This is a genomic window from Streptomyces sp. TLI_185, from assembly GCF_003814765.1.
Classification (GTDB): domain Bacteria; phylum Actinomycetota; class Actinomycetes; order Streptomycetales; family Streptomycetaceae; genus Streptomyces.
Genome location: NZ_RKRB01000001.1, coordinates 5,670,121 through 5,694,122 on the forward strand (window position 1 = coordinate 5,670,121; position 24,002 = coordinate 5,694,122).

Genomic DNA, 24,002 nt, shown 5'->3' on the forward strand with positions numbered 1-24,002 from the left:
AAGGAAACCGTGCGAATACCCACCCTTCGTGACGCGTTCGGAGCCTGTGCCGCGATAGCGGCCTCCGCGCTCGTCCTCGCGGCGGCGTCTCCCGCCTCCGCACGCCCCGACGCCGCCACCAGGACGGTGCCGACCGTGTCGGCCGCGCACGACGCGGGCCGGGGAAGAGCATGGACGAGTGCGGAGGCCGAGAAGTTCTGGACCCCCGAACGGATGGCCCGGGCCACCCCGGACAGCCCCCGCGGCGAGGCCCCGGCCGACGGGAGAGCCGAATCCCTCGTGAAGCGGGCGGCCGCGCCGAAGAACGGCGTCTACTTCGCCGGTGTCCCCACGGTCGGGACGTTCTTCCACTACGTGAGAGACCCGGCCACCGACCAGCTGGCGGGACGTTTCTGTTCCGCGAGCGTCGTCGACAGCCCGCAGGGCAACGTCGTCCTCACCGCCGCACACTGCTCCGGCGGCTCGAAGGGCATGTTCGTGCCCCGCTACGACGGCAGCGCGCACAACCCCACCCCCTACGGCCGGTTCGCGGTGCAGCGGTGGATCCGCGACGCACGCTGGTACCAGGCCGGAGGCCACCCCACCCGCGACGCCTACTCCGACTTCGACTACGCCTTCGCCCGGGTCGCCGCCAACGGGCGAGGGCAGAGCGTGCAGAAGGCCGTCGGTGCGGCGCTCAAACTGGGCCAGGTGAACGGACGGTACAAGCAGAACGTCACCGTCATCGGCTACCCCGGCAGCCACAATCCGAAGAACCGGCCCTTCGTGTGCGCCGGCGTCAACACCCGCCAGTTGCCCGGCTATCACCAGATGCGCATGGACTGCGGCGGGTTCTACGGAGGCACCTCCGGCAGTCCCTGGATCACCGGCCTGAACAAGCGGACCGGCAGCGGAACCGTCATCGGCAACCTCGGTGGCTACTACGGCGGCGGCCTGGAGAACAACAGCGACCGCATCTCGTTCGCCACCACCTACGACCGACGGGCCCTCGAGATCTACGATGCCGCGCAGAACAACACCACTCCGCCCCAGTACCCGCGCGGCTACAGCATGTACCCCACCGGCGGGGGCCTGTGGCAGCGCGCCATGAAGACCGCCTCCGGCGACTACACCGGCGACGGCAGGACCGACATGATCGTCGTCTGGGGGGACGGCGAAGTCACCCTCTACACCGGAGACGGCAGCGGCGGTTTCTCCGGCGAACACCGGATCGCGAAGTCCTCGACCTGGACCCACGCCAGGACCATCGCGGGCGGAGACTTCAACAGCGACAACGCCTCCGACCTCATGGTGGTCTGGTCGGACGGCGAAGTCACCCTGTACACCGGAGACGGCAACGGCGGCTTCGCCGGGGAAACCCGGATGGCCAAGCCCGGCAGCACCTGGAAGGGCGCCGTCCAGATCACCGCCGGACGCTACAGCGCCAACCAGTCGATCGACGACCTCATGGTCCGCTGGGCCGACGGCAGGGTCACCCTCTTCACCGACGTCGACGGCCGCGGATTCCTCCACCAGCACAGGCTGCAGCCGCCCAACGGCACCTGGCGCCACGCCACCCTCCTCGCCGCCGGAAACTTCACCGGAGGCGCCGACTGGGACCTCGTCGTGCGCTGGTCCGACGGCGGACTGACCCTCTACCGCGACTCCTCCGCCTCCGGCGTGGGAACGGATATCAGGCTGAGGTCCTCTAACAAACTGTGGACCCAAGCCGCTGTCTTGACTGCCGGCGCCTACACACCCGGCGGCCCCGACGACCTCCTCGTGCGCTGGTCCGACGGCGAGACCACCCTCTACACCGACACCACGACGACCCTCGGCCGCGAACACATGCTCGTCCCGCCGAAGGCGGGCTGATCACCTTTCAGGAAGGCGAGGTACCGACGATGTACCTGCGCGTAGCCGGCATCCTCTGCACCGCAGCCGCCCTCGGTCTCGCAGTCGCCCCGGGCGCTCACGCAGCCGATGACCCGGGCCTCGCCGTCAGCCTCGCCCCCACGGCCGGTGACAGCACCCCCGACGGGCCGCTGAGGCCGGGCGCGCCCGTCGAGGTCACCTCAGGAGTCGACCTGACGTCCTTGGCCGTCGACGAGAACGGCAGCTTCACCGTGACCTCCCCGGCCTTCGGACACCCGGTCAAGGTGACCCTGCAGAAGAACAGCTTCGGCCAGGGCGAAGGGAGGCTCCGCTGCGGCATCGAGCCGGGCAGCTACCCCGTCGACCTCGCTGCCCACCACAAAGGCCCCGTACTCACCGCCAAGCAGACGCATACGACCATCACCGTCGCCGGGGGCGGCTCGTACTGCCCCCAGGCGTCCGGATCATCCGCGATGAACCCCACCACGGCGGCAGCCACCGGCGGCGCCGCCGCCGTACTGGCACTCGCGGGGTTCGCCGTCGCCAGGCGCCGACGCAGCAGGACGATCATCCGTCGGGCGGAACGTCAGGGAGTTGCAAGCGGTTGATCGCATAACGGTCACGCCGTAGGTTGCGGGTTCTCGCTTATGCGCTGTCTGCGCCCATCCCCTGGTCCGGCAACTGGAGTTGCGATGCCGTCTGTGCGTCGCAGAACCCAGCTCCTGCTTGCCGCCCGGGCTGCGGGCGTCCTCTCGGCCGGCTGCTCGGCCTCGGGCTATGCCCGAGGTGCGACGCGCCGAGCGCATCCGCCGCCGATGCGCAGGAAGCGGCGTACTACAGTGCCCCGGCCCGTCGGCAGCTTTGCGCACCCGCCGTCATGCGGCCCGGCCGCCGGGTCCTGGAAGCCGAGACCCTGCCCATGGTCCACGTCGACCGGGGGCTGTTGGAGCGGGCAGTCGCCAACGTCGTTGAGAACGCCGTCAAGTACAGCCCGTCGCACGAGAAGGTCCTTGTCTCGGCCAGTGCCATCGCGGAACGCGTCGAGGTGCGTGTGGTGGACCGCGGGCCAGGCGTCCCCGACGAGGACAAGGACCGCATTCTTCGAGCCGTTCCAGCGGTACGGCGACGCGCCCCGCGGCGCAGGCGTCGGCCTCGGCCTGGCGGTCGCACGTGCGGCTTCGCCGAGGCCATGGGTGCCACCCTGAGTGCGGAGGACCCGCCCGGCGGCGGCTCACGATGGTGCTCAGCGTGCCGACGGCACCGCAGCGTCATCCGGATCCGGACCTGCCGGCCGCGGCCACCACCTGACGGGTGAGACCTCAGGACCCCAGCCTTCGCCTGCCTTGGCACTGCATGGCGCCACTTGGGGCCATGCAGTGCCATGCAGTGCCACCCGGCGCCATCTAGCACTCGCCGAAGTAGATGGCTTCCTGTGGCGCCAAAATGACGAGGTCCGCCCTTTTCGTGTTTCCGCAGGTCAAGGCGACTTTCCCTCGGCCTGAGTCGTGCTGGGCGCCATCGAGGGTTGCGTGTGGCGCCATCATGATGCCATCATGGCGCCATGGACCTCACGCCGTATGTCGACACCCTCCGCCGCGAACTCGCGGTGGCCGCCGAAGCCGGCGGCGACGAAGCCCGCGAGCTGGCCGAGCGGCTCACCGCTCCCCTGGAGTCGGCGACCCGTCTGACCATGCTCAACGTGCTCTCCGCCGCGATGGACGAGATCACTCGCGAACTCGCCCCCGGCTCGGTCGACGTACGGCTGCGCGGGCTCGACCCCGACTTCGTGGTGACAGCGCCGCCCACCTTCGGCGGCGCCCCCGCGGAGCCGGCGCCCGTCGAAGCGTTCAGGAGCCCAGCCCCGGCCGAGGGCGACGAAGGCGGCACGGCACGGATCAACCTGCGTCTGCCGGCCCACCTCAAGGCGCGCGCCGAGGAGGCCGCGAGCCGCGAGGGGCTGTCGGTCAACGCCTGGCTGGTGCGTGCCGTGTCAGCCGCGGTCGACGGCGGCACCCGGCCGCGTACGACGGAGAAGAGTCAGGCCATCGGACAGAGCTTCACGGGCTGGGTGCGTTAGCCGCGCTCCGCCCGCACCGCGCCACTTCACCCACACCACGTCCCACCAGCGGGGACGCCCCAAAGACTCAAGAGGACGGGACAGCCATGCCTTCTTTCGACACCTCCGAAGCGATCGCCGTCACGGCGCGTGTGGAGGCCGGTTCCATCCAGTTCACCGCGAGCGACCGCGTCGACACCGTCGTCGAGGTGCGGCCCCGCGACCCGAAGAAGGACCTGGACGTGCGGTCGGCCGAGCAGACCGAGGTCGGATACGTGAGCGGCCTTCTGACCGTCAGGACACCGAAGGCCAATCTGTTCGGCCGCACCGGCACCGTCGACGTCACGGTCGAACTGCCCACGGACTCGTGCATCGACATGACCGGCGCCTGGGCCCAGGTGCTCGGTGAGGGCCGGCTCGGCGAGGTCCGTGTGAAGACCTCGTCCGGCGACGTCCGTTTCGACACCACCGGCCCGCTGCAGCTGACCGCGTCGCACGGCTCGATCACCGTCGACCGGGTCGAGGGCATGGCCGAGATCACCACCAGCTCCGGCAGCCTGCGCGTCGGTGTCATCGACGGCCCCGCCGTCCTGAAGAACTCGCACGGCACGACGACGGTCGGCGCCGTGACCGGCGAGCTGCGGGTGAGCGGCGCCAACGGCGACATCGAGATCCGGCGCGCCGAGGACTCGGTCACCGCCACCACCGCCCAGGGCACCCTGCGTGTGGACGATGTGGCCTGCGGCACCGTCCAGCTGGAGACCAATTACGGCGCCATCGACATCGGTGTCCGCGAGGGCACCGCCGCCTGGCTCGACGTCAGCTCGAACTCCGGCCAGGTACGCAACGCGCTCACCGCGTCCGAGGCCCCCGAACAGACCGAGGACACCGTCAAGATCCGTGCCCGCACCAAGTACGGCAACATCGACATCCGCCGCGCCCGGGCCTGACCGCCACCTCCGCACCTCCTCGACCGGCCCCTGCCCACCACCACTTCAGCCTTCTAACGGAGGGCCCCATGGCTTCATCTGTCATGCCCACGTCCAGTCGAGCCGGCGGTCCGCAGCCGCCCGCCGCCATCTCCACCGTCGGTCTGCGCAAGTCGTACGGCGACAAGACGGTCCTGGACGGCATCGATCTGCGGATCCCAGCCGGGTCCGTGTTCGCGCTGCTCGGCCCCAACGGCGCCGGCAAGACCACCGCCGTCAAGATCCTGTCCACCCTCATCACCGCCGACGGTGGGCAGGCCCAGGTCGCGGGCCACGAGCTCGCCACCGATGCGCAGGCGGTGCGTGCCGCGATCGGTGTCACCGGCCAGTTCTCCGCCGTCGACGGTCTGATCACCGGCGAGGAGAACATGCTCCTCATGGCGGACCTGCACCACCTCTCCAAGAGGGAGGGGCGGCGCATCGCCGCCGAACTCCTGGAGCGCTTCGACCTCGTGGAGTCCGCGAATAAGCCCGCCTCCACCTACTCCGGCGGCATGAAGCGCCGCCTCGACATCGCCATGACCCTGGTCGGCGACCCGCGGATCATCTTCCTCGACGAGCCGACCACCGGTCTCGACCCGCGCTCCCGGCACAACATGTGGCAGATCATCCGTGAGCTGGTCACGGGCGGCGTCACCGTCTTCCTCACCACCCAGTACCTGGAGGAGGCCGACGAACTCGCCGACCGCATCGCCGTGCTCCACGACGGCAGGATCGCCGCCGAGGGCACCGCCGAGGAGCTCAAGCGGATCGTCCCCGGCGGCCACGTACGGCTCCGCTTCGAGAACCCGCAAGCGTACGAGGCTGCCGGCCGCGCCCTGCGCGAGGCGGCCCAGGACGACGAGGCGCTCGCACTGCAGATCCCCAGCGACGGCAGCCAGCGCGAGCTGCGCTCCATCCTCGACTGGCTGGACTCGGCCGGCATCGAGGCGGACGAGCTGACCGTGCACACCCCCGACCTCGACGACGTCTTCTTCGCCCTCACCGGCGGCGCCGACATCTCCAACCAGCCGAACCAGCCGAACCAGCCGAACCAGCCGAACCAGCCGAACCAGCCGAACCAGCCGAAACAGCCCGAGGAGACTGCCCGATGAGCTTCCTGACTCTCGCCGTGCGCGACTCGTCCACGATGCTGCGCCGCAACCTCCTGCACGCTCGCCGCTACCCGTCACTCACCCTGAACCTGCTCCTCACCCCGATCGTCCTGCTGCTGTTGTTCGTCTACGTCTTCGGCGACGTGATGAGCGCGGGCATCGGGGGCGGCGGCGCCGATCGTTCGGAGTACATCGCGTATCTCGTCCCGGGCATCCTGCTGATGACCATCGGCGGCACCCTGGTCGGTACCGCGGTGTCCGTCTCGAACGACATGACCGAAGGCATCATCGCCCGCTTCCGCACCATGGCCATCCACCGCGGGTCGGTGCTCATCGGACACGTCATCGGCAGCGTGCTGCAGGCGGTCATCAGCGTGGTTCTCGTCGGTGCCGTCGGTGTGGCCATCGGCTTCCGTTCGACGGATGCCACCGTCCTGGAGTGGATCGGGGCGTTGGGGTTGCTCACGCTGTTCGCCCTGGCGTTCACCTGGATCGCGATCGGGATGGGCATGGTCAGCCCGAACGCCGAGGCGGCCAGCAACAACGCGCTGCCGCTGGTCTTCCTCCCGCTCATCTCCAGCGCCTTCGTCCCGGTCGAGGCGATGCCGGGGTGGTTCCAGCCGATCGCCGAGTACCAGCCGTTCACGCCCGCCATCGAGACCCTGCGCGGGCTGCTGCTCGGCACCGAGATCGGCAACAACGGATGGCTGACCGTCGCCTGGTGCGCGGGGCTGGCGGTGCTCGGCTACGTCTGGTCCAAGTCGCTGTTCAACCGCGACCCGAAGTAGCGGGAGAAGGATTGGCCGGCAGCTTGAGGGCCGCGGCCCGTAGCTCGTCCCCCCAGGGCGGCGTACCCGACACTCCGTCGGCGTGCGCCGCCCACAGCGTTCTCGGCCGAAACGGGCTGTGCCGAGCGCCGAAGTCAGTCCCCGAACAGGCTGTCCTGGACGTATTCGACCCGACGCTCGGCTTCGGGTAGAAGAGCGCCAGCAGCATGAAGGTCCCGGGACGAGCAGCGATGTTGCCGACGAAGAAGTGAACGGCACGGCAGCGCGAGAAGATCCGGTCGTACGAAGTCCCCCGCAACCTCTCCTGCACAGCGCGCTCGCCGTACTTGCGCGGGAGCTTGCGGTACGACGCCCCGGCCTCCCGGTCCTTCAGAGCCACGTCATGCGTCGGGCAGCCGGCGTCCGCGCAGCGGAACCGGTAAGGGAATGCCAGCGGTACCCATTCCGGCGCTCGACGTACTTGTACCGTTCCCTCCAGTCATCACCCGCCGCAGATGGCCCCCGCTCAGCGCTTCGTCTCGTATCTGGTCAGCACCACGCCGCCGGGGAACGTCCGCGTCTCCACCAGGTTCACGTTCACCCAGCTGTCCAGCGTGGTGAAGAACGGCGTGCCGCCGCCCACCAGGACCGGGTAGGTGGCCAGCACGTACTCGTCGATCAGCCCGGCCCGCACGGCTGCCCCGGCGAGCGTTGCGCCGCCGATGCTCATCGGGCCGCCGTCCTCGGCCTTGAGTCGGGTGATCTCGGCGACCGCGTCGCCGGTGACCAGGCGGGTGTTCCAGTCGACCTTGTCGATCGTCGAGGAGAACACCACCTTCGGCGTGCTCCGCCAGTTCCGCGCGAACTCGATCTCCGCCGGGGTGGCGTCGGGCTGCTGGTCGCCGGTCGGCCAGTAGGAGCTCATCGTCTCCCACAGCTTGCGCCCGTACAGCGACAGGCTGCTCGCCCGCTCCTGGTCGAGCCACCACTGGAACAGCTCGTCGCTCGGCGGCCCGCTCCAGCCGATGTCGTCGCCGGCCGCGGCGATGTAGCCGTCCAGGCTCAGGTTCATGGCGTAGATCAGTTTCCGCATGGCACCGGCCTTCCGTGAGTCGGTCTCCGGCCTACAGACCGGCGCGGCGCGGGAAACTCATCGGTGCGCGATCCGGGCCCGCAGGCAGTCCTCGTGTTCGCATTGCGTGAGCAAGTTTGCGTGCGGCCGTGGCGCTCCGGCTCCTTGCTGTTCCGCTCTGACACTGTCGGCCGGTACGTCAGGCGTCGCCTGCCGTGAGGCGTTGCCGGGCATCGGCCCAGACAGCCTCGAAGTCCCGGAGGGTCAGCGGCTCCTCGACGTACCCCTCCCGTCGGTGACGGGCGACTCGGCAGTGAACCCGTACCGGGCGTCGTCGTCCTCGGCCGTCGCGGCTGCGATGGGGCGCAGCGCAGGTTGACCCAGTGGATGAGTTGTTCTTCGCCGGCTTCGTGTTCTTCGATCAGGCTGTCGGTGAAGCACAGCACCCGGTCGCCGCGTTGGAGCATCTGCCCGCTGATCCGAGGCTCTTCACCGCCGAAGCCGACGGGCAGGGTGGTAGGGCCTGCCAGTTGCCGGACGACCCGGTGGTCGTGGATCAGCAGCGGTGCGGGGTGGCCCGCGTTGACCCATTGCAGGTGGCCCGTCGCGATGTTCAGACGCATCATCTGGGCGGTGACGAAGGGGTCGGGCCCGAACTGCTCGGCGATGGCCCGGTCCATGAACGCGTAGATCTCGGACAGACCGATGTCGGCACGTCTGGCGTGCCGGTAGGCCCCGACGGCGACGGTCGCCATCGTGGCTGCGTCCAGGCCGTGGCCCATCGCATCGACCATGGCCACGTGCAGGATGTCCTCGTTGAGGGCGTAGTCGAAGCTGTCTCCCGCCACGTCGTAGGCGGGCTCCAGGATTCCGGCCACCGCGATCTGCGGTACGGCCATCGCCAGCGGTGGCAGCAGGGACCAGTGGATCTCCGCGGCCACGCTCATCGGTTCACGGCGCCGGGCGCGGAAGAACTGATCGGTGTAGCTGTGCTTGGTGACCAGCATGTCGGCGACCAGGCCGGCGAGTATGCGCAGCAGCCGCCGGTCGTTGTCATCGACGGTGTCCAGGGTGAGGGCCATCACGCCCACCTGGTCGCTGCCGTCCAGCAACGGCAGATACATCCGGACGCCGTCGGCCCCCGGCACCTCGACAGTGGTCGCTTGCAGAAAGGCCGTACCGGCGGGAGAGTCGTCGATCGGCTCGGGCTCGCCGACCATCAGCCGCCGACCCTGGCCACCTCTTCCGCGATCAGCGGGGCGATCAGCTGCGGCGGCATCTCATGTGCCCGGTCCAGGAGCACCCCCAGCAGCCGCTCACCGAACCCTTCCGACCGGTCCGGCATGACCTTGTCAGGTCGGCGCTCGCCTTCCGTCACAACCGCACCCCCGCACCGGCGTCGTCAAAGCATCGGCGACCGTGTCCGTGCTCACCGCGGAGAACGGCATGTCACACATGATCAGAAAAGGTGGCTCTCCGTACCGCTGTGCACCACGTCTCTCCCACAGCCGTCACAGCAGCAGAAGATCGGAGCCGGTGTCTGCGAGGAGCCGCGCGGTCTGCGGGGACGGGTGGTGCAGCCGCAGGGACGCGTGGCTCCCGGCTGCGTGCCGCGATGCGTCGAGGAAGACGCGCAGACCGCTGTTGTCGCAGCGGCCGACGGTGGTCAGATCCACGTCGATGGTGGTGATGCCGTCATGCAGGCACCGCTCCAGAGCGGCGCGCACCTGGGGCGCGGTGGCCGGGTCGATCTCACCGGCCAGGGTGATCAGCGCCCGACTGTCCCGGTCGTGCCGGAAGACGTTCAGCTGTGGAAGAGTCATGACGCCTCGGTTCGGATGCCTCGGTTCGGATGCCTCGGTTCATGGGTCCCGGCCGCTCCTCGCGCGGTCCATGGCCCGGGTGCACGCGCTCGGGCACACGCGTCGCCACGGGCCGAGTCGACGGTCCGTACGCGCGGCCGGTGGGGGAAACCGGCTGGTCACCTGTGGTGAGTAGTACGGCGGCGGCGCGGCGGGAAGCGGCCGCGGCCCCCGTCGCGGTGGTCCCGCCGTTCGCCGGTGGTCGGCGACTCGAACCGGTCCGGTTCCACCGGGGGCTGCGGCGTGCCGCGGCCGCGGCTGCCGGGCAGGCGGGCGCTGTACTGGTGCACGGCGACTCTGTCGGCGTGCTGGATGTTGAGCCGGTGGATCATGTACGCCGCCGCTGCGATGAGGACCATGAAGGCGGCGGCCGTCAGGAAGGCGTTCATGGCGGCCACCTCACATACCCATGATCAGGCGGCTGGCCCGGCCGGGGGGACCGGCCTGTTGCGGAACGGCCGCTGACACTGACACCGCGGAGGCGCCGCCCTCGTACTCCCATGCCTCGTCCGGGTCCAGTGGCTCGTCGGTCGCCAAGACGCCGTGCCGGGCCTCGTCCGCGGCGATGAGCGCGCTCGCGGTCAGTGGCGGGCCGTCGTAGTCGGACGCGGCAGCCATCAGCCGGGCCGCCGACTCCGCCCCGGTCTCGGGCGGGATGATCAGCAGGTCCCAGCGGCCGGTGCCGTAGGAGAGCAGCAGCAGCTTGTGCGGGTCGATTTCCGGGGTGAACCAGCCGACCTTGACGATGTGGCCGTGCACGGGAACCTTGGGCGGGATGACCGGCCAGTGCTTCGGGTTGACGGCGATGCGGGTGATGCGGCCCCACAGGGGGTCCAACACGTCGGTCAGTGCGGGCAGTTCGCTCAGCAGATCCCGGGAGCGGGGCCACCAGGCACCGTCCAGGAGTCCGCGGGAGGTGCCGTCGGTCTTGAGGGTGAGACGCGCGGCCGGGGCTGCGACGGGCTCGGGGTGCGGCAGGGGTGGAAGCAAGGTCGCCGACATGATGCGGACCCGTCTCCGGGCCGCTTCTGCGGCGGCCCGGGTTTCATCTTTCGCCGAGAACGACCCGGCATGGAAGCCGGTGTGCGAAATGCTCTCGGTACTGTCCACACTACTCCGCGCTTCGAAGCAGCGCGGAGTAGTGGCCGCCTAGAGCTGGAGCAGTCGTTGGGTGATCTCCCGGTACTGCCTCAGCGCGTGCCGGAGTTCGTCGGACTGCGTCTCGGGGTCCTGGTCCTGCCAGCCGGCGCGCAGCAGACGCCGCCGTTCCGCGAGGGCGTTCACGAGCTGCTCGACGGCTTCGCCGAAGGCGCTCTCGGCCTCATCCAGCGCCTCGCGCGGGGTGTCGGCGAAGGTGTTGAGGGCGTGCCGGAGGCGCCGGACGACCTTGTCCCGTTCGATCGACGAGAGCAGCGGCTCCGGGCCCGGGCTGCGGCGCCCGGCCGGGCCCGGGGTGTGGCCCGCGGACTGCTGGGCGCGCCTCTGGTCGTACATCATCGGGGGCCGCTCCCGTTCCGCCTGAAGGCGTCCTTGGTCTTCTCGACCGCCTGTTTCAGGCTTCCGGAGACCCGGTCGATCCTGCCTCGGCGTTGCAGTCGCCTGTCGTGGGTGACCCGACCGAGCTCTTCCGTGATCCTTCCCTTCATCGTCTGCGCCTGGTTCCTGATGGACCGTGAAACAGTCATGCCGGCCTCGCTGGTGTCCGGTAGGTGAGTTCCTGCGGGGTCTGGGCGAGGCGGGAAGGCGGAATGCTTCACCGTGTGTTCCGGGGTGGCATGGCCCTGCACCGTGCTGCCAGTCAACGTCCGGCAATGGTCCGTGTCAACGCGGTGGCCACGCGATCCAGCCCGCCTCTTCCCGGAGCGTGCGGGAGTACGGTGGAGGAAGCGAGGGCTCTTCGTATGCCGGTGTCCGAACCGGCCCGTCCTCGCGACTCCCCTCACATGGGCAGCCCGTGACCCCGGCCGTGCCATCCGCATCCAGGCCGAGGAGCCACGTATGCCACTCAGTCCGACCACGGACACGACGGTCACACCGTCGGACCCCGCCCCGCCGTCCCAGGGCTACGACGGGACGTCCCCCTTCCCACCGGACAGTCCGGTGCCCGCGCGTAGCGGCGGTGAGCGTCTGTACGTTGCGGTGACGGCGGTGATCGTCGTCCTGCCGTTCGTGGCGATCGGTCTCGCCGGCTGGCTGCTGTGGGGGAGTCTCATCCATCCCGCCGACATCGTGCTCGCGCTCGTCCTCTACACGATCACGGGTCTCGGCGTCACGGTCGGCTTCCACCGCGGCCTCACCCACGGCGGTTACCGGGCCGTCCGTCCCGTGCGGATCGCGCTCGCGGTCGCCGGTTCGATGAGTTTCCAGGGCGATGTCATCGGCTGGGTCGCCACCCACCGCCGCCATCACGCCTTCACCGACCGGCCCGGCGATCCGCACTCCCCGTACCGCTACGGCACGCATCTGCGCGGCCAGTTGCGCGGACTGCTGCACGCGCACGTCGGCTGGCTGTTCCGCAACGACCACACGCCGCCGGAGCGTTACGCCCCCGACCTGCTCGCCGACCGCGACATCCGCGCTGTCGACCGCGCCTTCCCGGCGCTGTGCGTCCTCACGCTCGCCCTGCCGTTCGGGGTGGGCTGGGCCATCGGAGGTACCTGGCTGTACGGCGTAACCGCCCTGCTGTGGGCGGGACTTGTACGTATCGCGCTGCTCCACCACGTCACCTGGAGCGTGAACTCCCTCTGCCACATGATCGGTGAGCGCCCGTTCCGCACCCGGCGCCACGACCGGGCCACCAATCTGTGGCCCCTCGCCCTGCTCTCGTTCGGCGAGAGCTGGCACAACCTCCACCACGCCGACCCCACCAGCGCCCGGCACGGCGTCGACCGCGGTCAGATCGACCCGTCAGCCGCCGTCATCCGCCTCCTTGAACGCCTCGGCTGGGTGTACGACGTGCGCTGGCCGACGGCGCAGCGGGTCGCGGGCCGTCGCGCCTGAGGTCAACCCCCCAATCGCTTACGGCAGTTGGCAGGAGCCTTCATGACCACCGCACTGCAGTCCCCCCTTCCCTCCCACCCCGTCCTCCGGTTGCGTCTCGCATCCGGCAGCGGCATGCCCCGACCCATCGACGGAGCGTGGTGGCCCCGTTCGTACGACCTGCTCTCCGAACTCCCCCGGCTGCTTGCCGGGTTGCCGCGCGCGTGGGGTCACATCACCAGCGTCACCGTCAACGGCGCGACGTGGTCTTCGGTGCCCGGCCGGATGCTCGTCTTCAACCAGGTCGTACGCCTGCGCAGGACCGTGGCGGCATCCGCCCCGCACACGATCGTCCTGCTCGCCCCCGGCCGGGGGCGCTGGGACCTGCTGGTCGTGCCTCCGGATGCGACCGAGGAAACAGCGGAACCGCTCATGGCGGCCGCGGCAGGTGGTCACGTGTGATCCGCCCCCCCACGGACTGCCCGGCGAATCATCAGGCACCGACGGCCAGGGCGACGACGACCGTCACACCCCCACCACCACTCGGCCGGGCCGGCCGCTGGTGGCCTCGTACGAGGAGGTGGTCCCGCCGGCCTGTTCCGCCGTCACGAGGGCGGTCGCGGTCATCGGCGGGCCGGTGTTCGCGACCGCGGCGGCCATCAGCCGGGCGGCCGAGGGAGCGCTGGTCTCCGGGGGTATCACCAAGAGGTCCCAGCGGCCTGCCGTATAGGACAGAAGCAGGATCTTGTGCGGATCCTGCTCCGACGTGAACCAACCGGCCTTCACCACATGGCCGTTGACGAAGATCTTGCGCGGGAGGCTCGGCCAGTGGCGGGGGTTGACGGCGATATGGGTGATCCGTCCCCACAGTGGATCCAGCACGTCCGCCAGAGCGGAGAGTTCCTGTGGCAGGTCACGTGACCGAGGCCACCAGGCACCGTCCAACTCGACGTGCCCTGGTGAAGGACTCACGGCTTTCAGGGCGAGTCGCGCGGTCGGAGACCTGAAGGGAACGGCCCGCAGCGGGGGATGAGAGGTGGTCGCGGACATTGCGCGAACCCGTCTCCGGACCTCTGCGCGAGGGCAGTTGCCCGGTGTCGATTGCTCACCGGGAACGAAACCGGCATCGGAGCCGGTGTGCGAAGTGCTCCCGATGAATTCACGCTACTCCCCGAAGAGGCCGAACGGACCGCTCCTGGAGGTCGGCTCACTTCCGTCGGCGGTCGTCCTCCGAGGAGCGGCTGGTCTCACCGTCGCCGGTTACCGTGCTCGCGGGTGTGGAAGCGGTCACCGAGTTCCCCGTCACCGTCGGCGAACCGTCCGGCGGAACCCGGCGCCATCCCGGTGATCAGGCCAACCGCGGCCATATCCATCGCGCGCTCCTTGCTCGCCGTGGCTCCGGCAAGCGATTATTCGAGCCGCCGCTCTGGTTGCCCCTCGTCCTCGTCGAACAGATGTACATCTCCGACTGCGTTGTTGACTTCGACAACTTCCAGACCGGTCATCCGCTCGATGGCAGCGATCACGTTCTCTCTGACGTCGCCCGCGGCCTCGATGATGGAGACGCCGTATTCGACGACGATCTCCAGGTCCACAGCGGTCTGTACATCGCCGACCTCGACCTTCACTCCGCTGGTGACGGACTTCCCGCCTGCACCGGGCATCCGTTCACGCATGGCCCCCATGCCACGGGCGAACCCACCGCCCATCGAATGGACGCCCGGCACATCCCGGGCGGCCATCCCGGCGATCTTCGCCACCACACCGTCGGCGATCGTTGTACGGCCACGCGACTCCGGATCGCTTCGGTGCGGCGCCCCCGCACTCTTCCCGCCGCGCTCGCCCAATGATCCCGCGTGAGGGTCTCCGGCCGGTTCGGCAGTCCGGTATCCGTCATCTTCGGTCACCACGTTCCGCCGCAACAGGCGGCCTGTCGTGCCCCCAGCCCGCGATCTCTTCCCCGACTGGGACCGGCAGATCACCGCCTGCGTCGCCCGCCTGCGCGCCGTTGCCGGCACCGCCCCGGACGCCCTCGACCTCACCAACCTCGTCGGCGAACTCCTCCTCAAGAGCCCCGACTTCGCCGGCCTGTGGGAACGATAGAGGTCACCGGAAGCAAGCCCGCACAGAAGATCTTCCAGCACCCGCAGGTCGGCACACTCACCCTCACATCCCAGTCCCTGCACGTGGAAGGCACCCCCGGCCAGCGCATCGGCGTCTACACCGCCGAACCCGGCACCCCCGACCACGACGCTCTGCTCCCACTCGACATGACCGCACCACGGCCCGCCGAACGTCCGGCATCCGCCCCCCGGGCCACCGATCAGCGGTCGTAAGCAGCAGGCACCCCCGGCAGCCCTGGTCTTGTCGACGCCCATCCGGTGAAGGCCGTCGACAAGGCTCGTCGCGCGGGTTGAACGAGCCTCCTGCACCGGCATCTGGCCATGACGCTGTGGACTGCGATCGCGGAGCAGAGGAGGTAGGGCGTCGTAGCGTCTGTAGATGGTTTAGGTGGGGCGCTGCGGCAGAAGCAACGTCGGTTGGCCCCTTGTTTGGCCCCGGACACGACAGAGGGCCAATCGCGATCATGCGATTGGCCCTCTGATCAGCGTCGGGGTGGCGGGATTTGAACCCACGACCTCTTCGTCCCGAACGAAGCGCGCTGCCAAGCTGCGCTACACCCCGATGTCGTCGCATGTCCTGCTTGTCGCGGCGACGTCGTTTACTTTAGCCCACTGGTGGCTGGAGACGAAATCCGGTTTTCGCGCGGTGGCGGACGGGGTTCGGGCGGATGTGGTCGAGGGCGACCATGAGGACGGCGAGGCCGTAGAAGGCGAGGCCGAGGAGGAGGGCGTTGCCGAGGACGCTCTTGTAGCTGTGCAGGCCGGCGTCCAGGAACGGGTAGAGGTAGCGGCCCGGTGTGCCGGGGAGGATCAGTTCGCCCCGGACGAGGGAGAACGCCAGGTATGCCAGGGGGTAGAGCAGCCACGTCGGCGCCTGGCGGAGGTGGAGGTGGCCGCGGGCCGTCAGGAAGAGCCAGTCCAGCAGTGCGGCGACGGGGACGGCCGTATGCAGGATCTGGTTGCTGATCCACTGCCAGTCGGCCGGTGGTGTGGTGCCGCCCGTCATGGAGAACGGGGGCGAGGAGCCCCTCAGGAGCAGGTGGTACACCAGGCCGGTGATGGTGATGTACAGCAGCGTCGCACCGGTCAGGGCGGAGGGGAGCGGGCGGCGGGCCGTCCAGGCGCGGCGCGCTGCGAGCACGAAGACCAGGGCCAGCAGGATGTTGCTCTGGATCGCGAAGTAGCTCAGGACGTGGACCGGGCTGCCTAGGAACAGGTCGATCGCCACGCCTGCCGCTGCCGCCAGGGCCACCAGCAGGCGGTACACGGCGGCGAGGGGGCGGTGCACGGGGGCCAGCACCGCGGAGGCGGGGACGTAGGAGGGCGCCAGTACGGTCCCACCGGGCAGTGCCGGGAGGTCCGGTATGTCCCTGGGTATGGGAGCGGTCATGCCCCCAAGCTAGGCAAAGGGGGCATATGGGGCGATGTGGGTGAGGCGACCGGGTTACGCCCTGGCCACCAGCGTCAGCAGCGTCGCCTCCGGCGGGCACGCGAACCGTACCGGTGTGTAGCGGTTGGTGCCGCAGCCCGCCGAGACGTGCAGATATGACGTACGGCCTTCCGCCGTGTGCCTGGACAGGCCCTTCACCCGCGCCGGGTCCAGGTCGCAGTTGGTGACCAGGGCCCCGTAGAAGGGGATGCAGAGCTGGCCGCCGTGGGTGTGGCCGGCCAGGATCAGGGGGTAGTCGTCCGCCGTGAAGGAGTCCAGTACCCGCAGGTAGGGGGCGTGTACGACGCCCATCGAGAAGTCCGCGGTGGCCGACGGGCCGCCGGACACCTGCGGGTAGCGGTCGCGCTTGATGTGCGGGTCGTCCAGGCCCGTCAGCTCCAGGGTGACGCCCTCGATCTTCAGCGTGCCGCGGGTGTTCGTGAGATTCAGCCAGCCCGCCGCGTCGAAGCCGTCCCGCAGGTCCTCCCACGGGTTGTGGATCGCGCCGACCACCGGAGGGTTGCCGTTCAGGCCGTGGCGGCCCTGGACCTTCTCCAGCAGGTAGCGGGCGGGGTTGCGGGGCCTCGGGCCGTAGTAGTCGTTGGAGCCGAAGACGTACGCCCCAGGGAAGTCCATCAGGGGGCCGAGGGCGTCCAGAACCTCGGGAACGCCCTCCAGGTCGGACAGGTTGTCTCCCGTGTTGATCACGAGGTCGGGGCGCAGGCCGGCCAGGGAGCGCAGCCAGCGCTGCTTCTTGCGCTGGCCGCCGACCATGTGGATGTCGGAGACCTGGAGGACACGCAGGGGACGCATGCCGGCGGGCAGGACGGGGACCGTCACCCGTCGCAGCCGGAAGGAGCGGGCCTCGAATCCCGCCGCGTACACCACACCGGCGGCACCGGCCGCCGCGATCCCCAGAGGTACTCCGTATCGAGCGCGCATACGTCCATCGTGTCAGACGCGTAAGACCTCTAGAACCGCGCTGCCCCTTGGTGGCCCGGGTCTCACCGCCCTCTAAATGAACGGGCGTCGGACGTTCCACACCTGCGACAATCAAATCCATGACCACCACGCTCAAGTCGAAGCTGCAGGAAGACCTCAACGCCGCGATCAAGGAGCGCAACGAGCTCCGCTCCTCGACGCTCCGGCTGACGCTCACCGCGATCACCAAGGAGGAGGTCGCGGGCAAGGAGAAGCGCGAGCTCTCCGACGACGAGGTGCTCAAGGTGATCACCAAGGAGGCGAAGAAGCGCCGGGAGGCGGCCGATGCCTTCGCGCAGGGTGGCCGGGCCGAGAGCGCCGAGCGGGAGAAGGCGGAGGGCGAGGTGCTCGCCGAGTACCTGCCCAAGCAGCTCAGCGACGAGGAGCTGGACGGGATCGTCGCCGCGGCCGTCGAGGAGGCCAAGGCCGCCGGCGCCGAGGGCCCGCGTGCCATGGGCGCCGTCATGAAGATCGTGAACCCGAAGGTCGCGGGCCTGGCCGAGGGCGGCCGGGTCGCCGCTGCGGTGAAGAAGCTGCTCGCGGGCTGAGCGGCGCGGGACGCGCCGACGAGAAACGCGTTTCAGGCCCGGGCCGTCATGGCCCGGGCCTCCGCGTCAGCCGCGCCGTCCCCCGTTCCCGTTCCCGTTGCTCGTGCCCTGGAACAGGTTGTCCGGGAAGGAGAAGGTGGGCGTCGGGAAGGTGCCTCCGTCCGTGCCTCCGTCCGTGGCGCCGCCGGTCAGCCCGCCGATGAGGCCGCCGTCGGTGGTGCCGCCGTTGTCACCGTTGTTCCCGTCGTCGTGGCCCTTCCCCTTGCCCTTGTTGCCGTCGGGGATGTTGACGAGGTTGAACTCCTGCACCGGCTTGCCGTCCAGGGCACCGGTCATCATGTCGCGCCAGATCGGGCCGGGGACCTTGCCGCCGTAGACCTTGTCGTTCCAGACGCCGCCGATGCTGATGTCCTTCATCTGGCGCTTGTGGGCCGGGTCGCCGACCCAGACCGCGCCCGCCATGTTCGGCGTGTAGCCCACGAACCAGGCCGCGTACCGGTTGTCCGTCGTACCGGTCTTGCCGGCGCTCGGGCGGTTGTCGAGGCCCGCCTCCTGGCCCGTACCGTCCTCGACCACGCCCTTGAGGAGGGTGGTCACGGTGTCGGCGGTCTTCTCCGACATCGCGCGCGTGCAGGTCGTCTTCGGCACCGCGAGGGACTTCTTCTGGCTGGCGACGGTCTGGGTGATGGACGAGATGGCGACCGGCGTGCAGTACATGCCGCGCGAGGCGAAGGTGGCGTACGCGTTCGCCATCGTCAGCGGGGACATCTCCTGGGTGCCGAGCGCGATGGACGGGGCCTGCTGGATCTTCTTGCCGTCGGCCCGCTCGACGCCCATCTTCTGCGCCATCGTCGTCACCGGGCAGATGCCGATGTCGCTGATCAGCTGCACATAGTAGGTGTTGACCGACTTGGCGGTCGCCTCCTTCATCGAGTACGGGCCGCGCTCCTCGGGGTTCTCGTTGGTGAGCTTGACGCCCTTCTCGTCCCAGGTCCTGCCGTCACAGGCCGAGACCGGGGCCGGGTAGTCCATCTCGTACGGCGAGGAGTACGTCTGCGTCGCCGGCGTGCCGCGCTCTATGGCGGCCGCGGCCACGATCGGCTTGAACGTCGAACCGGGCTGGTAGCCCGCGCCGCCGCCCATGTCCGAGTTCACCGACAGGTCGATCTGCGTCTCGTGCTTGCCGAAGCCGTACGGACGGGACTGGCCCATCGCGAGGATCTTGCCGGTGCCGGGCTCGACGATGGTGGCGGCGGTGGCCACGTCGTCGGTCTTGTAGACGTGCTCCTTGATGGACGCCTGGACCGAGGACTGGGCCTGCGGGTCGAGCGTCGTACGGATCGTCAGACCGCCCTGGTTCCAGACCTTCGCCCGGGCCTGCTTGGTCTTGCCGAACATCGGGTTGGTGAGGAACACCTCGCGCACGTAGTCGCAGAAGAAGCCGGCGCCCTTGACCGCGGTGATGCAGCCGTTCTTCGGCTGGCTGGGGTTGAGGCCCAGCGGCGTCTTCTTGGCCTTGTCGGCCTCCGCCTGCGAGATGTCGCCCATGTCGGCCATGCGCTGCAGGACGACGTTGCGGCGCCTGGTGGCCTCCGTCGAGTCGTTGACCGGGTCGTACCGGCTGGGCGACTGGACGATGCCCGCGAGGAGCGCCGACTCCTGGACGTTCAGGTCCTTGGCGTGCTTGGAGAAGTAGCGCTGGGAGGCGGCCTCGACGCCGTAGGCCTGCTCGCCGAAGAACGTGATGTTCAGGTAGTTCTCGAGGATCTTCTTCTTGCCGAGCTCCTCCTCGAGCTGGATCGCGTACTTCAGCTCCCTTATCTTGCGGCCGAGTGTCTGCTGCGTGGCCTGCGCGACCTTCGTCGGGTCGTCGCCGGCCTCCTCGATGGCGACGTTCTTCACGAGCTGCTGCGTGAGCGTGGAGGCGCCCTGGGCCACCCCGCTGCTCTGCACGTTCTTGTTCAGCGCGCGCAGGATGCCCTTCAGGTCGACCGCGCCGTGCTGGTAGTAGCGCGAGTCCTCGATCGCGACGATCGCCTTCTGCATGTACGGCGAGATGTCCTTGAGGCCGACCACCGTGCGGTCGCGCGAGTAGACCGTGGCGATCTGGCCGCCGTCGGCGTCGAGGATCGTGGTGCGCTGGCTCAGGGGCGGCGTCTTGAGGTTGGCGGGGAGATCGTCGAAGCTCTCCACCGAGCCCTTGGCCGCAAGTCCCAGCGCGCCGAAGGCAGGCAGCGCGATACCGGCCAGGACGGCCCCCGCGAGCACACTGACACCGAGGAACTTGGCGGCCTGCTGCGTGGGGGACAGGCCACCGCCCGAGCGCTTCTTTGGCATGAGGGCAGCCTACGTTCTCATTCGCCGGACACACGTATATGCCTTGGCCTAAGCTGCTCTCAACTGTCACAGCAGCAGGGCCACGTATCAATACGTCCGGCGACCCCGAATCGTTCCGGAGGTTCCCCAACTTTTTTGATGGGGACGTGTCCGAATCCGCCTTGTGTGTCACCTGGCGTCCGTTGTGACTCAACTGAACTGTCCCGTTTTGCCGGGAAGGTCACGTATGTCACCAGCTCACTCCCCCGGGTGATCTGCCGCTTACGCATAGTCCGTTCGGGCCATTCAAGATTGGGCCCGAAGGGGGTGTTGCGCTGTGCCCACCTTCCGTAACGTCCTCAACTGGCGGCGGTGAATATGCCGCTGCCGCCGTGGGGGAGCCTCGATTCGGGAGAGGACGGCGCCGGTATGGGCTGGGTAACCGACTGGAGTGCGCAGGCCGCCTGCCGCACTACCGATCCGGATGAACTGTTCGTTCAGGGAGCAGCGCAGAACAGGGCCAAGGCAGTGTGCACCGGATGTCCGGTGCGCACGGAATGTCTGGCTGATGCGCTCGACAACCGCGTCGAGTTCGGCGTGTGGGGAGGCATGACGGAGCGGGAGCGTCGCGCACTGCTGCGCAGGCGACCCACCGTCACCTCCTGGCGCCGGCTTCTTGAGACGGCTCGTCTGGAGTACGAACGCGGCGTGGGGATCCTGCCGCTCGACGACGACGAGGTGTACGAGAACTACGCGGCGGTGAGCTGAGGGCACCCCTCGGCTCAGTCGACGGCAGCCTCGGGCAGCTCCGGCCGGTTGGCCGCGAGCCGGTCCCCGATGTCCCTGAGCCCTGCGAGGTCGTGCACATCGCCGGGCAGCGCGGCCACTTCGGCCACCGCCACCTCGGGGTGGAGCGCGGTGAAGCGGTCACGCGTGCGCTGCTCGCGGGAGAGCAGTTGCATACGTTCGGCGTGCAACCGGAGCAGACCTGCGGTGAGCCGCTCTACGCCCTGGGCGCCCTCGTCCTCCTGATCCGGACCGGGGGAGTGGTTCTCGGACGCGGGAGGCTCTGCGGACCCGTCAGCAGGGGATTCGGAAGCGGGGGAGCCTGAACTGCCGTACGTGTCGGGAGAGTTACGAAGTCCAGCTTTCCCGCCGTCCTGATCGACAATGCGGGGCTCCACAAGATTTTCCGCGGCGGCGAGCGCACGCTCGGCCGACAGCCGGGCGGCGCCGCTGCCGTGGACCCGGTTGAGCACCAGACCGGCCAGCGGCATGTCCTCGGCGGCCAGCCGCTCCACGAAGTACGCGGCCTCCCGCAGCGCGTCCCGCTCCGGGGCCGCCACCACGAGGAACGCCGTCCCGGGTGCCTGCAGCAGCCGGTACGTCGCATCCGCGCGCGTGCGGAACCCGCCGAAGGTCGTGTCCATCGCGGCCACGAACGTCTGGACGTCCTTGAGGAGTTGACCGCCCAACAGCTTGCCGAGGGTGCCGGTCATCATCGACATCCCGACGTTCAGGAACTTCATGCCCGCCCGCCCGCCGAGCTTGGCCGGGGCGGTGAGCAGCCGGATCAGCCGGCCGTCCAGGAACGAGCCGAGCCGCTTGGGCGCGTCCAGGAAGTCGAGCGCCGAGCGGGACGGCGGGGTGTCGACGACGATCAGGTCCCACTCGTCCCTGGCGCGCAGCTGCCCGAGCTTCTCCATCGCCATGTACTCCTGCGTGCCCGCGAAGCCCGCAGAGAGGGACTGGTAGAAGGGGTTGTTCAGGATCACGGCGGCCCGCTCGCCGTCCGCGTGCGCCTCGACGATCTCGTCGAAGGTGCGCTTCATGTCGAGCATCATGGCGTGCAGTTCGCCGTCGCCGTCGACGCCCTTCACCCGGCGCGGGGTGTTGTCGAGCGAGTCGATGCCCATGGACTGGGCGAGCCGGCGGGCCGGGTCGATGGTCAGGACGACGACCTTGCGACCGCGCTCGGCGGCCCTGAGGCCGAGGGCCGCCGCGGTGGTGGTCTTTCCCACCCCGCCCGAACCGCAGCACACCACGATCCGCGTGTTCGGGTCGTCGAGCAGCGGGTCGACGTCGAGCACACGCGCGGGGGTCAGGTGGTGACGGGCGGTCTCCTGTGTGTGGGCCGGCTCCGGACTCATGACATCCCCTGCTTCTGCTTCTGCTGCTGACGACTCGTGCTCCGTGTGCCCCGGCTCATGACAGGCCCTGCTCCCGCAGCTCGGTGGCCAGTTCGTACAGCCCCGCCAGGTCCATGCCCTCGGCGAGCAGCGGCAGTTCGTGCAGCGGCAGGCCCTGCTCGGCCAGCACCGCCCGCTGTTCGTGCTCCAGCGCGTACCGCTCGGCGTACTCGTCGGCCTGCTGCAGCAGCGGGTCCACCAGCTTCTCCGCGTTCCCACCGCGGCGCGCGCCGCCGAGTCCCGCCGACGACAGCGACCTGGCAACAGAAGAACGCGGCACGCTGCGTACGAGTTCCAGATCCTCCGCGTCCAACACCTCGGGCCGCACCATGTTCACGATGATCCGGCCCACCGGCAGCTTCGCGGCGCGCAGTTCGGCGATCCCGTCCGCGGTCTCCTGGACGGGCATCTCCTCCAGCAGCGTCACCAGGTGCACGGCCGTCTCCGGCGACTTCAGCACCCGCATCACGGCCTGCGCCTGATTGTGTATCGGGCCGATCTTGGCGAGGCCCGCCACCTCGTCGTTCACGTTCAGGAAGCGCGTGATGCGGCCGGTGGGCGGCGCGTCCATGACGACGTAGTCGTACGCGAACCGCCCGGCCTTGTCCTTGCGCCGTACCGCCTCGCACGCCTTGCCGGTCAGGAGCACGTCCCTGAGACCCGGCGCGATGGTGGTGGCGAAGTCGATCGCGCCGAGCTTCTTCAGGGCTCTGCCTGCGCCCCCCAGCTTGTAGAACATCTGGAGATAGTCCAGAAGGGCCAGTTCGGGGTCGATGGCGAGGGCGTACACCTCCCCGCCCCCTGGAGCGACGGCGATCTTCCGCTCCTCGTAGGGCAGCGCTTCCGTCTCGAAGAGCTGCGCGATGCCCTGGCGCCCCTCGACCTCGACGAGAAGCGTCCGCTTCCCCTCGGTCGCGAGGGCCAACGCGAGGGCGGCGGCGACCGTCGTCTTTCCGGTCCCGCCCTTGCCGCTGACGACCTGGAGCCTGCTCACGCCTTCGAGCCTAACCAGTCCGTGCGCCAACCACGCGACAGCCTGTGGACAACGCGACGGGAGGCGGTGGGCGGGCAGCGGCTAAAGTCGGCCACATGACCAAGTGGGAATACGCGACTGTGCCACTGCTCGTCCACGCAACGAAGCAGATTCTGGACACCTGGGGCGAGGACGGCTGGGAGCTCGTCCAGGTCGTGCCCGGGCCGAACAACCCCGAGCAGCTGGTGGCCTACCTGAAGCGGGAGAAGGCATGAGCGCCGTGGAGGCGAAGCTGGCCGAGCTCGGCCTGACCCTGCCCGAGGTCGTGCCGCCGCTGGCCGCGTACCAGCCGGCCGTGCAGTCCGGCTCCTACGTGTACACGGCCGGACAGCTCCCGATGGTGGAGGGCAAGCTGCCCGTCACCGGCAAGGTCGGCGCGGAGGTCACGCCCGAGGAGGCCAAGGAGCTCGCCCGCACCTGCGCGCTGAACGCCCTGGCCGCCGTGAAGTCCGTCACCGGCGACCTGGACCGCATCGCGCGCGTGGTGAAGGTCGTGGGCTTCGTCGCCTCGGCCTCGGACTTCACCGGCCAGCCCGGCGTGGTGAACGGTGCCAGTGAACTGCTCGGCGAGGTGCTCGGCGACAAGGGTGTGCACGCGCGCAGCGCGGTCGGTGTGGCGGTGCTGCCGCTGGACGCACCGGTCGAGGTCGAGATCCAGGTCGAGCTCGTCCCGTAGCGGCGCTCTGACCTCGGGGACCTCTCGAACATTC

27 protein-coding genes, 1 tRNA gene and 2 pseudogenes are annotated in these 24,002 nt (G+C 69.3%); 14 read left to right on the plus strand and 16 right to left on the minus strand.

Annotation, left to right across the window (positions count from 1 at the left end; translation table 11 throughout):
- Positions 1 to 9 precede the first annotated feature (9 nt).
- The 7 genes from EDD92_RS26080 to EDD92_RS26110 all read left to right on the plus strand — a co-directional run bounded on the left by EDD92_RS26080 (position 10) and on the right by EDD92_RS26110 (position 6,781).
- Positions 10 to 1,854: a serine protease gene (locus EDD92_RS26080; RefSeq protein WP_123966520.1), complete on the plus strand. Its 1,845-nt coding sequence runs from the start codon at positions 10 to 12 to the stop codon at positions 1,852 to 1,854.
- A 29-nt stretch (positions 1,855 to 1,883) separates the two neighbouring features.
- Complete coding sequence (locus tag EDD92_RS26085; RefSeq protein WP_123966521.1) at positions 1,884 to 2,462, plus strand: hypothetical protein; 579 nt, start codon at positions 1,884 to 1,886, stop codon at positions 2,460 to 2,462.
- Positions 2,463 to 2,773: 311 nt separating this feature from the next.
- Positions 2,774 to 3,169 carry an ATP-binding protein gene (locus EDD92_RS26090; RefSeq protein WP_399185455.1) on the plus strand — a complete coding sequence of 132 codons (396 nt, stop codon included), beginning with the start codon at positions 2,774 to 2,776 and terminating at the stop codon, positions 3,167 to 3,169.
- Between the two features lie 246 nt (positions 3,170 to 3,415).
- Positions 3,416 to 3,931, plus strand: coding sequence for a toxin-antitoxin system HicB family antitoxin (locus tag EDD92_RS26095; protein ID WP_123966522.1), 516 nt, complete (start codon positions 3,416 to 3,418; stop codon positions 3,929 to 3,931).
- Between the two features lie 86 nt (positions 3,932 to 4,017).
- Positions 4,018 to 4,860, plus strand: coding sequence for a DUF4097 family beta strand repeat-containing protein (locus tag EDD92_RS26100; RefSeq protein ID WP_123966523.1), 843 nt, complete (start codon positions 4,018 to 4,020; stop codon positions 4,858 to 4,860).
- Between the two features lie 83 nt (positions 4,861 to 4,943).
- The gene (locus EDD92_RS26105; protein ID WP_123970551.1) at positions 4,944 to 5,993 is read left to right on the plus strand and encodes an ATP-binding cassette domain-containing protein; all 1,050 of its coding nucleotides are present in this window, start codon (positions 4,944 to 4,946) and stop codon (positions 5,991 to 5,993) included.
- Positions 5,990 to 6,781 (plus strand): ABC transporter permease, encoded by a 792-nt coding sequence (locus EDD92_RS26110; protein WP_123966524.1) that lies wholly within the window; start codon positions 5,990 to 5,992, stop codon positions 6,779 to 6,781. The genes EDD92_RS26105 and EDD92_RS26110 overlap by 4 nt, the downstream gene beginning before the upstream one ends.
- A 505-nt stretch (positions 6,782 to 7,286) precedes the next feature.
- Here EDD92_RS26110 and EDD92_RS26115 read toward each other — a convergent pair.
- The 7 genes and pseudogenes from EDD92_RS26115 to EDD92_RS52155 form a co-directional block, all read right to left on the minus strand.
- Complete coding sequence (locus EDD92_RS26115) at positions 7,287 to 7,853, minus strand: dihydrofolate reductase family protein (RefSeq protein ID WP_123966525.1); 567 nt, start codon at positions 7,851 to 7,853, stop codon at positions 7,287 to 7,289.
- Between the two features lie 353 nt (positions 7,854 to 8,206).
- A pseudogene (locus EDD92_RS26120) lies at positions 8,207 to 9,210 on the minus strand (PP2C family protein-serine/threonine phosphatase); the annotation flags it as partial.
- Positions 9,211 to 9,343: 133 nt separating this feature from the next.
- A complete protein-coding gene (locus tag EDD92_RS26125) occupies positions 9,344 to 9,655 on the minus strand; it encodes an STAS domain-containing protein (RefSeq protein WP_123966526.1) in 312 nt (103 codons plus the stop codon).
- 158 nt (positions 9,656 to 9,813) lie between these two features.
- Positions 9,814 to 10,083 carry a hypothetical protein gene (locus EDD92_RS26130; protein WP_123966527.1) on the minus strand — a complete coding sequence of 90 codons (270 nt, stop codon included), beginning with the start codon at positions 10,081 to 10,083 and terminating at the stop codon, positions 9,814 to 9,816.
- 10 nt (positions 10,084 to 10,093) lie between these two features.
- Positions 10,094 to 10,804 (minus strand): DUF5994 family protein, encoded by a 711-nt coding sequence (locus EDD92_RS26135; RefSeq protein WP_123966528.1) that lies wholly within the window; start codon positions 10,802 to 10,804, stop codon positions 10,094 to 10,096.
- Positions 10,805 to 10,843: 39 nt separating this feature from the next.
- Positions 10,844 to 11,191, minus strand: a complete 348-nt coding sequence (locus EDD92_RS26140) for a hypothetical protein (RefSeq protein ID WP_123966529.1) — start codon at positions 11,189 to 11,191, stop codon at positions 10,844 to 10,846.
- Complete coding sequence (locus tag EDD92_RS52155; protein WP_311736814.1) at positions 11,188 to 11,673, minus strand: CsbD family protein; 486 nt, start codon at positions 11,671 to 11,673, stop codon at positions 11,188 to 11,190. The genes EDD92_RS26140 and EDD92_RS52155 overlap by 4 nt, the downstream gene beginning before the upstream one ends.
- A 19-nt stretch (positions 11,674 to 11,692) precedes the next feature.
- Between EDD92_RS52155 and EDD92_RS26150 the strand changes: the two genes are divergently transcribed.
- A complete protein-coding gene (locus tag EDD92_RS26150) occupies positions 11,693 to 12,694 on the plus strand; it encodes an acyl-CoA desaturase (protein ID WP_123966531.1) in 1,002 nt (333 codons plus the stop codon).
- A 42-nt stretch (positions 12,695 to 12,736) separates the two neighbouring features.
- Positions 12,737 to 13,135: a DUF5994 family protein gene (locus EDD92_RS26155; RefSeq protein WP_123966532.1), complete on the plus strand. Its 399-nt coding sequence runs from the start codon at positions 12,737 to 12,739 to the stop codon at positions 13,133 to 13,135.
- A gap of 63 nt (positions 13,136 to 13,198) precedes the next feature.
- Here EDD92_RS26155 and EDD92_RS26160 read toward each other — a convergent pair whose 3' ends face one another.
- The 3 genes from EDD92_RS26160 to EDD92_RS26165 all read right to left on the minus strand — a co-directional run bounded on the left by EDD92_RS26160 (position 13,199) and on the right by EDD92_RS26165 (position 14,580).
- On the minus strand, positions 13,199 to 13,723 hold the full coding sequence (locus EDD92_RS26160) for a DUF5994 family protein (protein ID WP_221268130.1): 525 nt from the start codon (positions 13,721 to 13,723) through the stop codon (positions 13,199 to 13,201).
- Between the two features lie 197 nt (positions 13,724 to 13,920).
- Positions 13,921 to 14,046, minus strand: coding sequence for a hypothetical protein (locus EDD92_RS51355; protein WP_260326762.1), 126 nt, complete (start codon positions 14,044 to 14,046; stop codon positions 13,921 to 13,923).
- 36 nt (positions 14,047 to 14,082) lie between these two features.
- The gene (locus EDD92_RS26165; RefSeq protein WP_399184068.1) at positions 14,083 to 14,580 is read right to left on the minus strand and encodes an Asp23/Gls24 family envelope stress response protein; all 498 of its coding nucleotides are present in this window, start codon (positions 14,578 to 14,580) and stop codon (positions 14,083 to 14,085) included.
- 28 nt (positions 14,581 to 14,608) lie between these two features.
- Here EDD92_RS26165 and EDD92_RS26170 point away from each other — a divergent pair.
- Positions 14,609 to 15,009 (plus strand): annotated as a pseudogene (locus EDD92_RS26170) (hypothetical protein).
- A 275-nt stretch (positions 15,010 to 15,284) separates the two neighbouring features.
- Here EDD92_RS26170 and EDD92_RS26175 read toward each other — a convergent pair.
- The 3 genes from EDD92_RS26175 to EDD92_RS26185 form a co-directional block, all read right to left on the minus strand.
- Positions 15,285 to 15,358: transfer RNA gene (locus EDD92_RS26175), tRNA-Pro, on the minus strand.
- Positions 15,359 to 15,400: 42 nt separating this feature from the next.
- Positions 15,401 to 16,186, minus strand: a complete 786-nt coding sequence (locus tag EDD92_RS26180) for a Pr6Pr family membrane protein (protein ID WP_123966534.1) — start codon at positions 16,184 to 16,186, stop codon at positions 15,401 to 15,403.
- A 54-nt stretch (positions 16,187 to 16,240) separates the two neighbouring features.
- Positions 16,241 to 17,167, minus strand: a complete 927-nt coding sequence (locus EDD92_RS26185) for a metallophosphoesterase (protein WP_123966535.1) — start codon at positions 17,165 to 17,167, stop codon at positions 16,241 to 16,243.
- A gap of 119 nt (positions 17,168 to 17,286) precedes the next feature.
- Between EDD92_RS26185 and EDD92_RS26190 the strand changes: the two genes are divergently transcribed.
- Positions 17,287 to 17,754 carry a GatB/YqeY domain-containing protein gene (locus EDD92_RS26190; RefSeq protein WP_030942369.1) on the plus strand — a complete coding sequence of 156 codons (468 nt, stop codon included), beginning with the start codon at positions 17,287 to 17,289 and terminating at the stop codon, positions 17,752 to 17,754.
- Between the two features lie 66 nt (positions 17,755 to 17,820).
- Here EDD92_RS26190 and EDD92_RS26195 read toward each other — a convergent pair whose 3' ends face one another.
- Entirely contained in the window at positions 17,821 to 20,091 is a 2,271-nt protein-coding gene (locus EDD92_RS26195) for a transglycosylase domain-containing protein (RefSeq protein WP_123966536.1), read from the minus strand.
- Between the two features lie 408 nt (positions 20,092 to 20,499).
- On the opposite strand from EDD92_RS26195, the gene wblA reads away from it, so the two are divergent.
- Positions 20,500 to 20,838 carry a transcriptional regulator WblA gene (gene wblA / locus EDD92_RS26205; RefSeq protein ID WP_185124443.1) on the plus strand — a complete coding sequence of 113 codons (339 nt, stop codon included), beginning with the start codon at positions 20,500 to 20,502 and terminating at the stop codon, positions 20,836 to 20,838.
- A 14-nt stretch (positions 20,839 to 20,852) separates the two neighbouring features.
- Here wblA and EDD92_RS26210 read toward each other — a convergent pair whose 3' ends face one another.
- Together EDD92_RS26210 and EDD92_RS26215 are read right to left on the minus strand one after the other, a co-directional pair.
- Positions 20,853 to 22,220 (minus strand): ArsA family ATPase, encoded by a 1,368-nt coding sequence (locus EDD92_RS26210; protein ID WP_123966537.1) that lies wholly within the window; start codon positions 22,218 to 22,220, stop codon positions 20,853 to 20,855.
- 55 nt (positions 22,221 to 22,275) lie between these two features.
- Positions 22,276 to 23,271: an ArsA-related P-loop ATPase gene (locus EDD92_RS26215; protein ID WP_234341696.1), complete on the minus strand. Its 996-nt coding sequence runs from the start codon at positions 23,269 to 23,271 to the stop codon at positions 22,276 to 22,278.
- A gap of 77 nt (positions 23,272 to 23,348) precedes the next feature.
- Between EDD92_RS26215 and EDD92_RS26220 the strand changes: the two genes are divergently transcribed.
- On the plus strand, positions 23,349 to 23,507 hold the full coding sequence (locus EDD92_RS26220; protein ID WP_003967454.1) for a DUF4177 domain-containing protein: 159 nt from the start codon (positions 23,349 to 23,351) through the stop codon (positions 23,505 to 23,507).
- A complete protein-coding gene (locus tag EDD92_RS26225; protein ID WP_030942378.1) occupies positions 23,504 to 23,968 on the plus strand; it encodes a RidA family protein in 465 nt (154 codons plus the stop codon). Before EDD92_RS26220 ends, EDD92_RS26225 begins: the two co-directional genes overlap by 4 nt.
- Positions 23,969 to 24,002: the final 34 nt, after the last annotated feature.

What these genes read in the sequence shown, in the direction of transcription:
- EDD92_RS26195 (WP_123966536.1), bottom strand. Translation starts at nt 20,091, where the DNA reads ATGCCAAAGAAGCGCTCGGGCGGTGGCCTGTCCCCCACGCAGCAGGCC.
- EDD92_RS26130 (WP_123966527.1), bottom strand. Translation starts at nt 10,083, where the DNA reads ATGAACGCCTTCCTGACGGCCGCCGCCTTCATGGTCCTCATCGCAGCG.
- EDD92_RS26105 (WP_123970551.1), top strand. Translation starts at nt 4,944, where the DNA reads ATGCCCACGTCCAGTCGAGCCGGCGGTCCGCAGCCGCCCGCCGCCATC.
- EDD92_RS26100 (WP_123966523.1), top strand. Translation starts at nt 4,018, where the DNA reads ATGCCTTCTTTCGACACCTCCGAAGCGATCGCCGTCACGGCGCGTGTG.
- EDD92_RS26180 (WP_123966534.1), bottom strand. Translation starts at nt 16,186, where the DNA reads ATGACCGCTCCCATACCCAGGGACATACCGGACCTCCCGGCACTGCCC.
- EDD92_RS26220 (WP_003967454.1), top strand. Translation starts at nt 23,349, where the DNA reads ATGACCAAGTGGGAATACGCGACTGTGCCACTGCTCGTCCACGCAACG.
- EDD92_RS26160 (WP_221268130.1), bottom strand. Translation starts at nt 13,723, where the DNA reads ATGTCCGCGACCACCTCTCATCCCCCGCTGCGGGCCGTTCCCTTCAGG.
- wblA (WP_185124443.1), top strand. Translation starts at nt 20,500, where the DNA reads ATGGGCTGGGTAACCGACTGGAGTGCGCAGGCCGCCTGCCGCACTACC.
- EDD92_RS26125 (WP_123966526.1), bottom strand. Translation starts at nt 9,655, where the DNA reads ATGACTCTTCCACAGCTGAACGTCTTCCGGCACGACCGGGACAGTCGG.
- EDD92_RS26115 (WP_123966525.1), bottom strand. Translation starts at nt 7,853, where the DNA reads ATGCGGAAACTGATCTACGCCATGAACCTGAGCCTGGACGGCTACATC.
- EDD92_RS26090 (WP_399185455.1), top strand. Translation starts at nt 2,774, where the DNA reads ATGGTCCACGTCGACCGGGGGCTGTTGGAGCGGGCAGTCGCCAACGTC.
- EDD92_RS26110 (WP_123966524.1), top strand. Translation starts at nt 5,990, where the DNA reads ATGAGCTTCCTGACTCTCGCCGTGCGCGACTCGTCCACGATGCTGCGC.
- EDD92_RS26225 (WP_030942378.1), top strand. Translation starts at nt 23,504, where the DNA reads ATGAGCGCCGTGGAGGCGAAGCTGGCCGAGCTCGGCCTGACCCTGCCC.
- EDD92_RS26155 (WP_123966532.1), top strand. Translation starts at nt 12,737, where the DNA reads ATGACCACCGCACTGCAGTCCCCCCTTCCCTCCCACCCCGTCCTCCGG.
- EDD92_RS26185 (WP_123966535.1), bottom strand. Translation starts at nt 17,167, where the DNA reads ATGCGCGCTCGATACGGAGTACCTCTGGGGATCGCGGCGGCCGGTGCC.
- EDD92_RS26150 (WP_123966531.1), top strand. Translation starts at nt 11,693, where the DNA reads ATGCCACTCAGTCCGACCACGGACACGACGGTCACACCGTCGGACCCC.
- EDD92_RS26095 (WP_123966522.1), top strand. Translation starts at nt 3,416, where the DNA reads ATGGACCTCACGCCGTATGTCGACACCCTCCGCCGCGAACTCGCGGTG.
- EDD92_RS26190 (WP_030942369.1), top strand. Translation starts at nt 17,287, where the DNA reads ATGACCACCACGCTCAAGTCGAAGCTGCAGGAAGACCTCAACGCCGCG.
- EDD92_RS51355 (WP_260326762.1), bottom strand. Translation starts at nt 14,046, where the DNA reads ATGGATATGGCCGCGGTTGGCCTGATCACCGGGATGGCGCCGGGTTCC.
- EDD92_RS26210 (WP_123966537.1), bottom strand. Translation starts at nt 22,220, where the DNA reads ATGAGTCCGGAGCCGGCCCACACACAGGAGACCGCCCGTCACCACCTG.
- EDD92_RS26140 (WP_123966529.1), bottom strand. Translation starts at nt 11,191, where the DNA reads ATGATGTACGACCAGAGGCGCGCCCAGCAGTCCGCGGGCCACACCCCG.
- EDD92_RS26085 (WP_123966521.1), top strand. Translation starts at nt 1,884, where the DNA reads ATGTACCTGCGCGTAGCCGGCATCCTCTGCACCGCAGCCGCCCTCGGT.
- EDD92_RS52155 (WP_311736814.1), bottom strand. Translation starts at nt 11,673, where the DNA reads ATGCGGATGGCACGGCCGGGGTCACGGGCTGCCCATGTGAGGGGAGTC.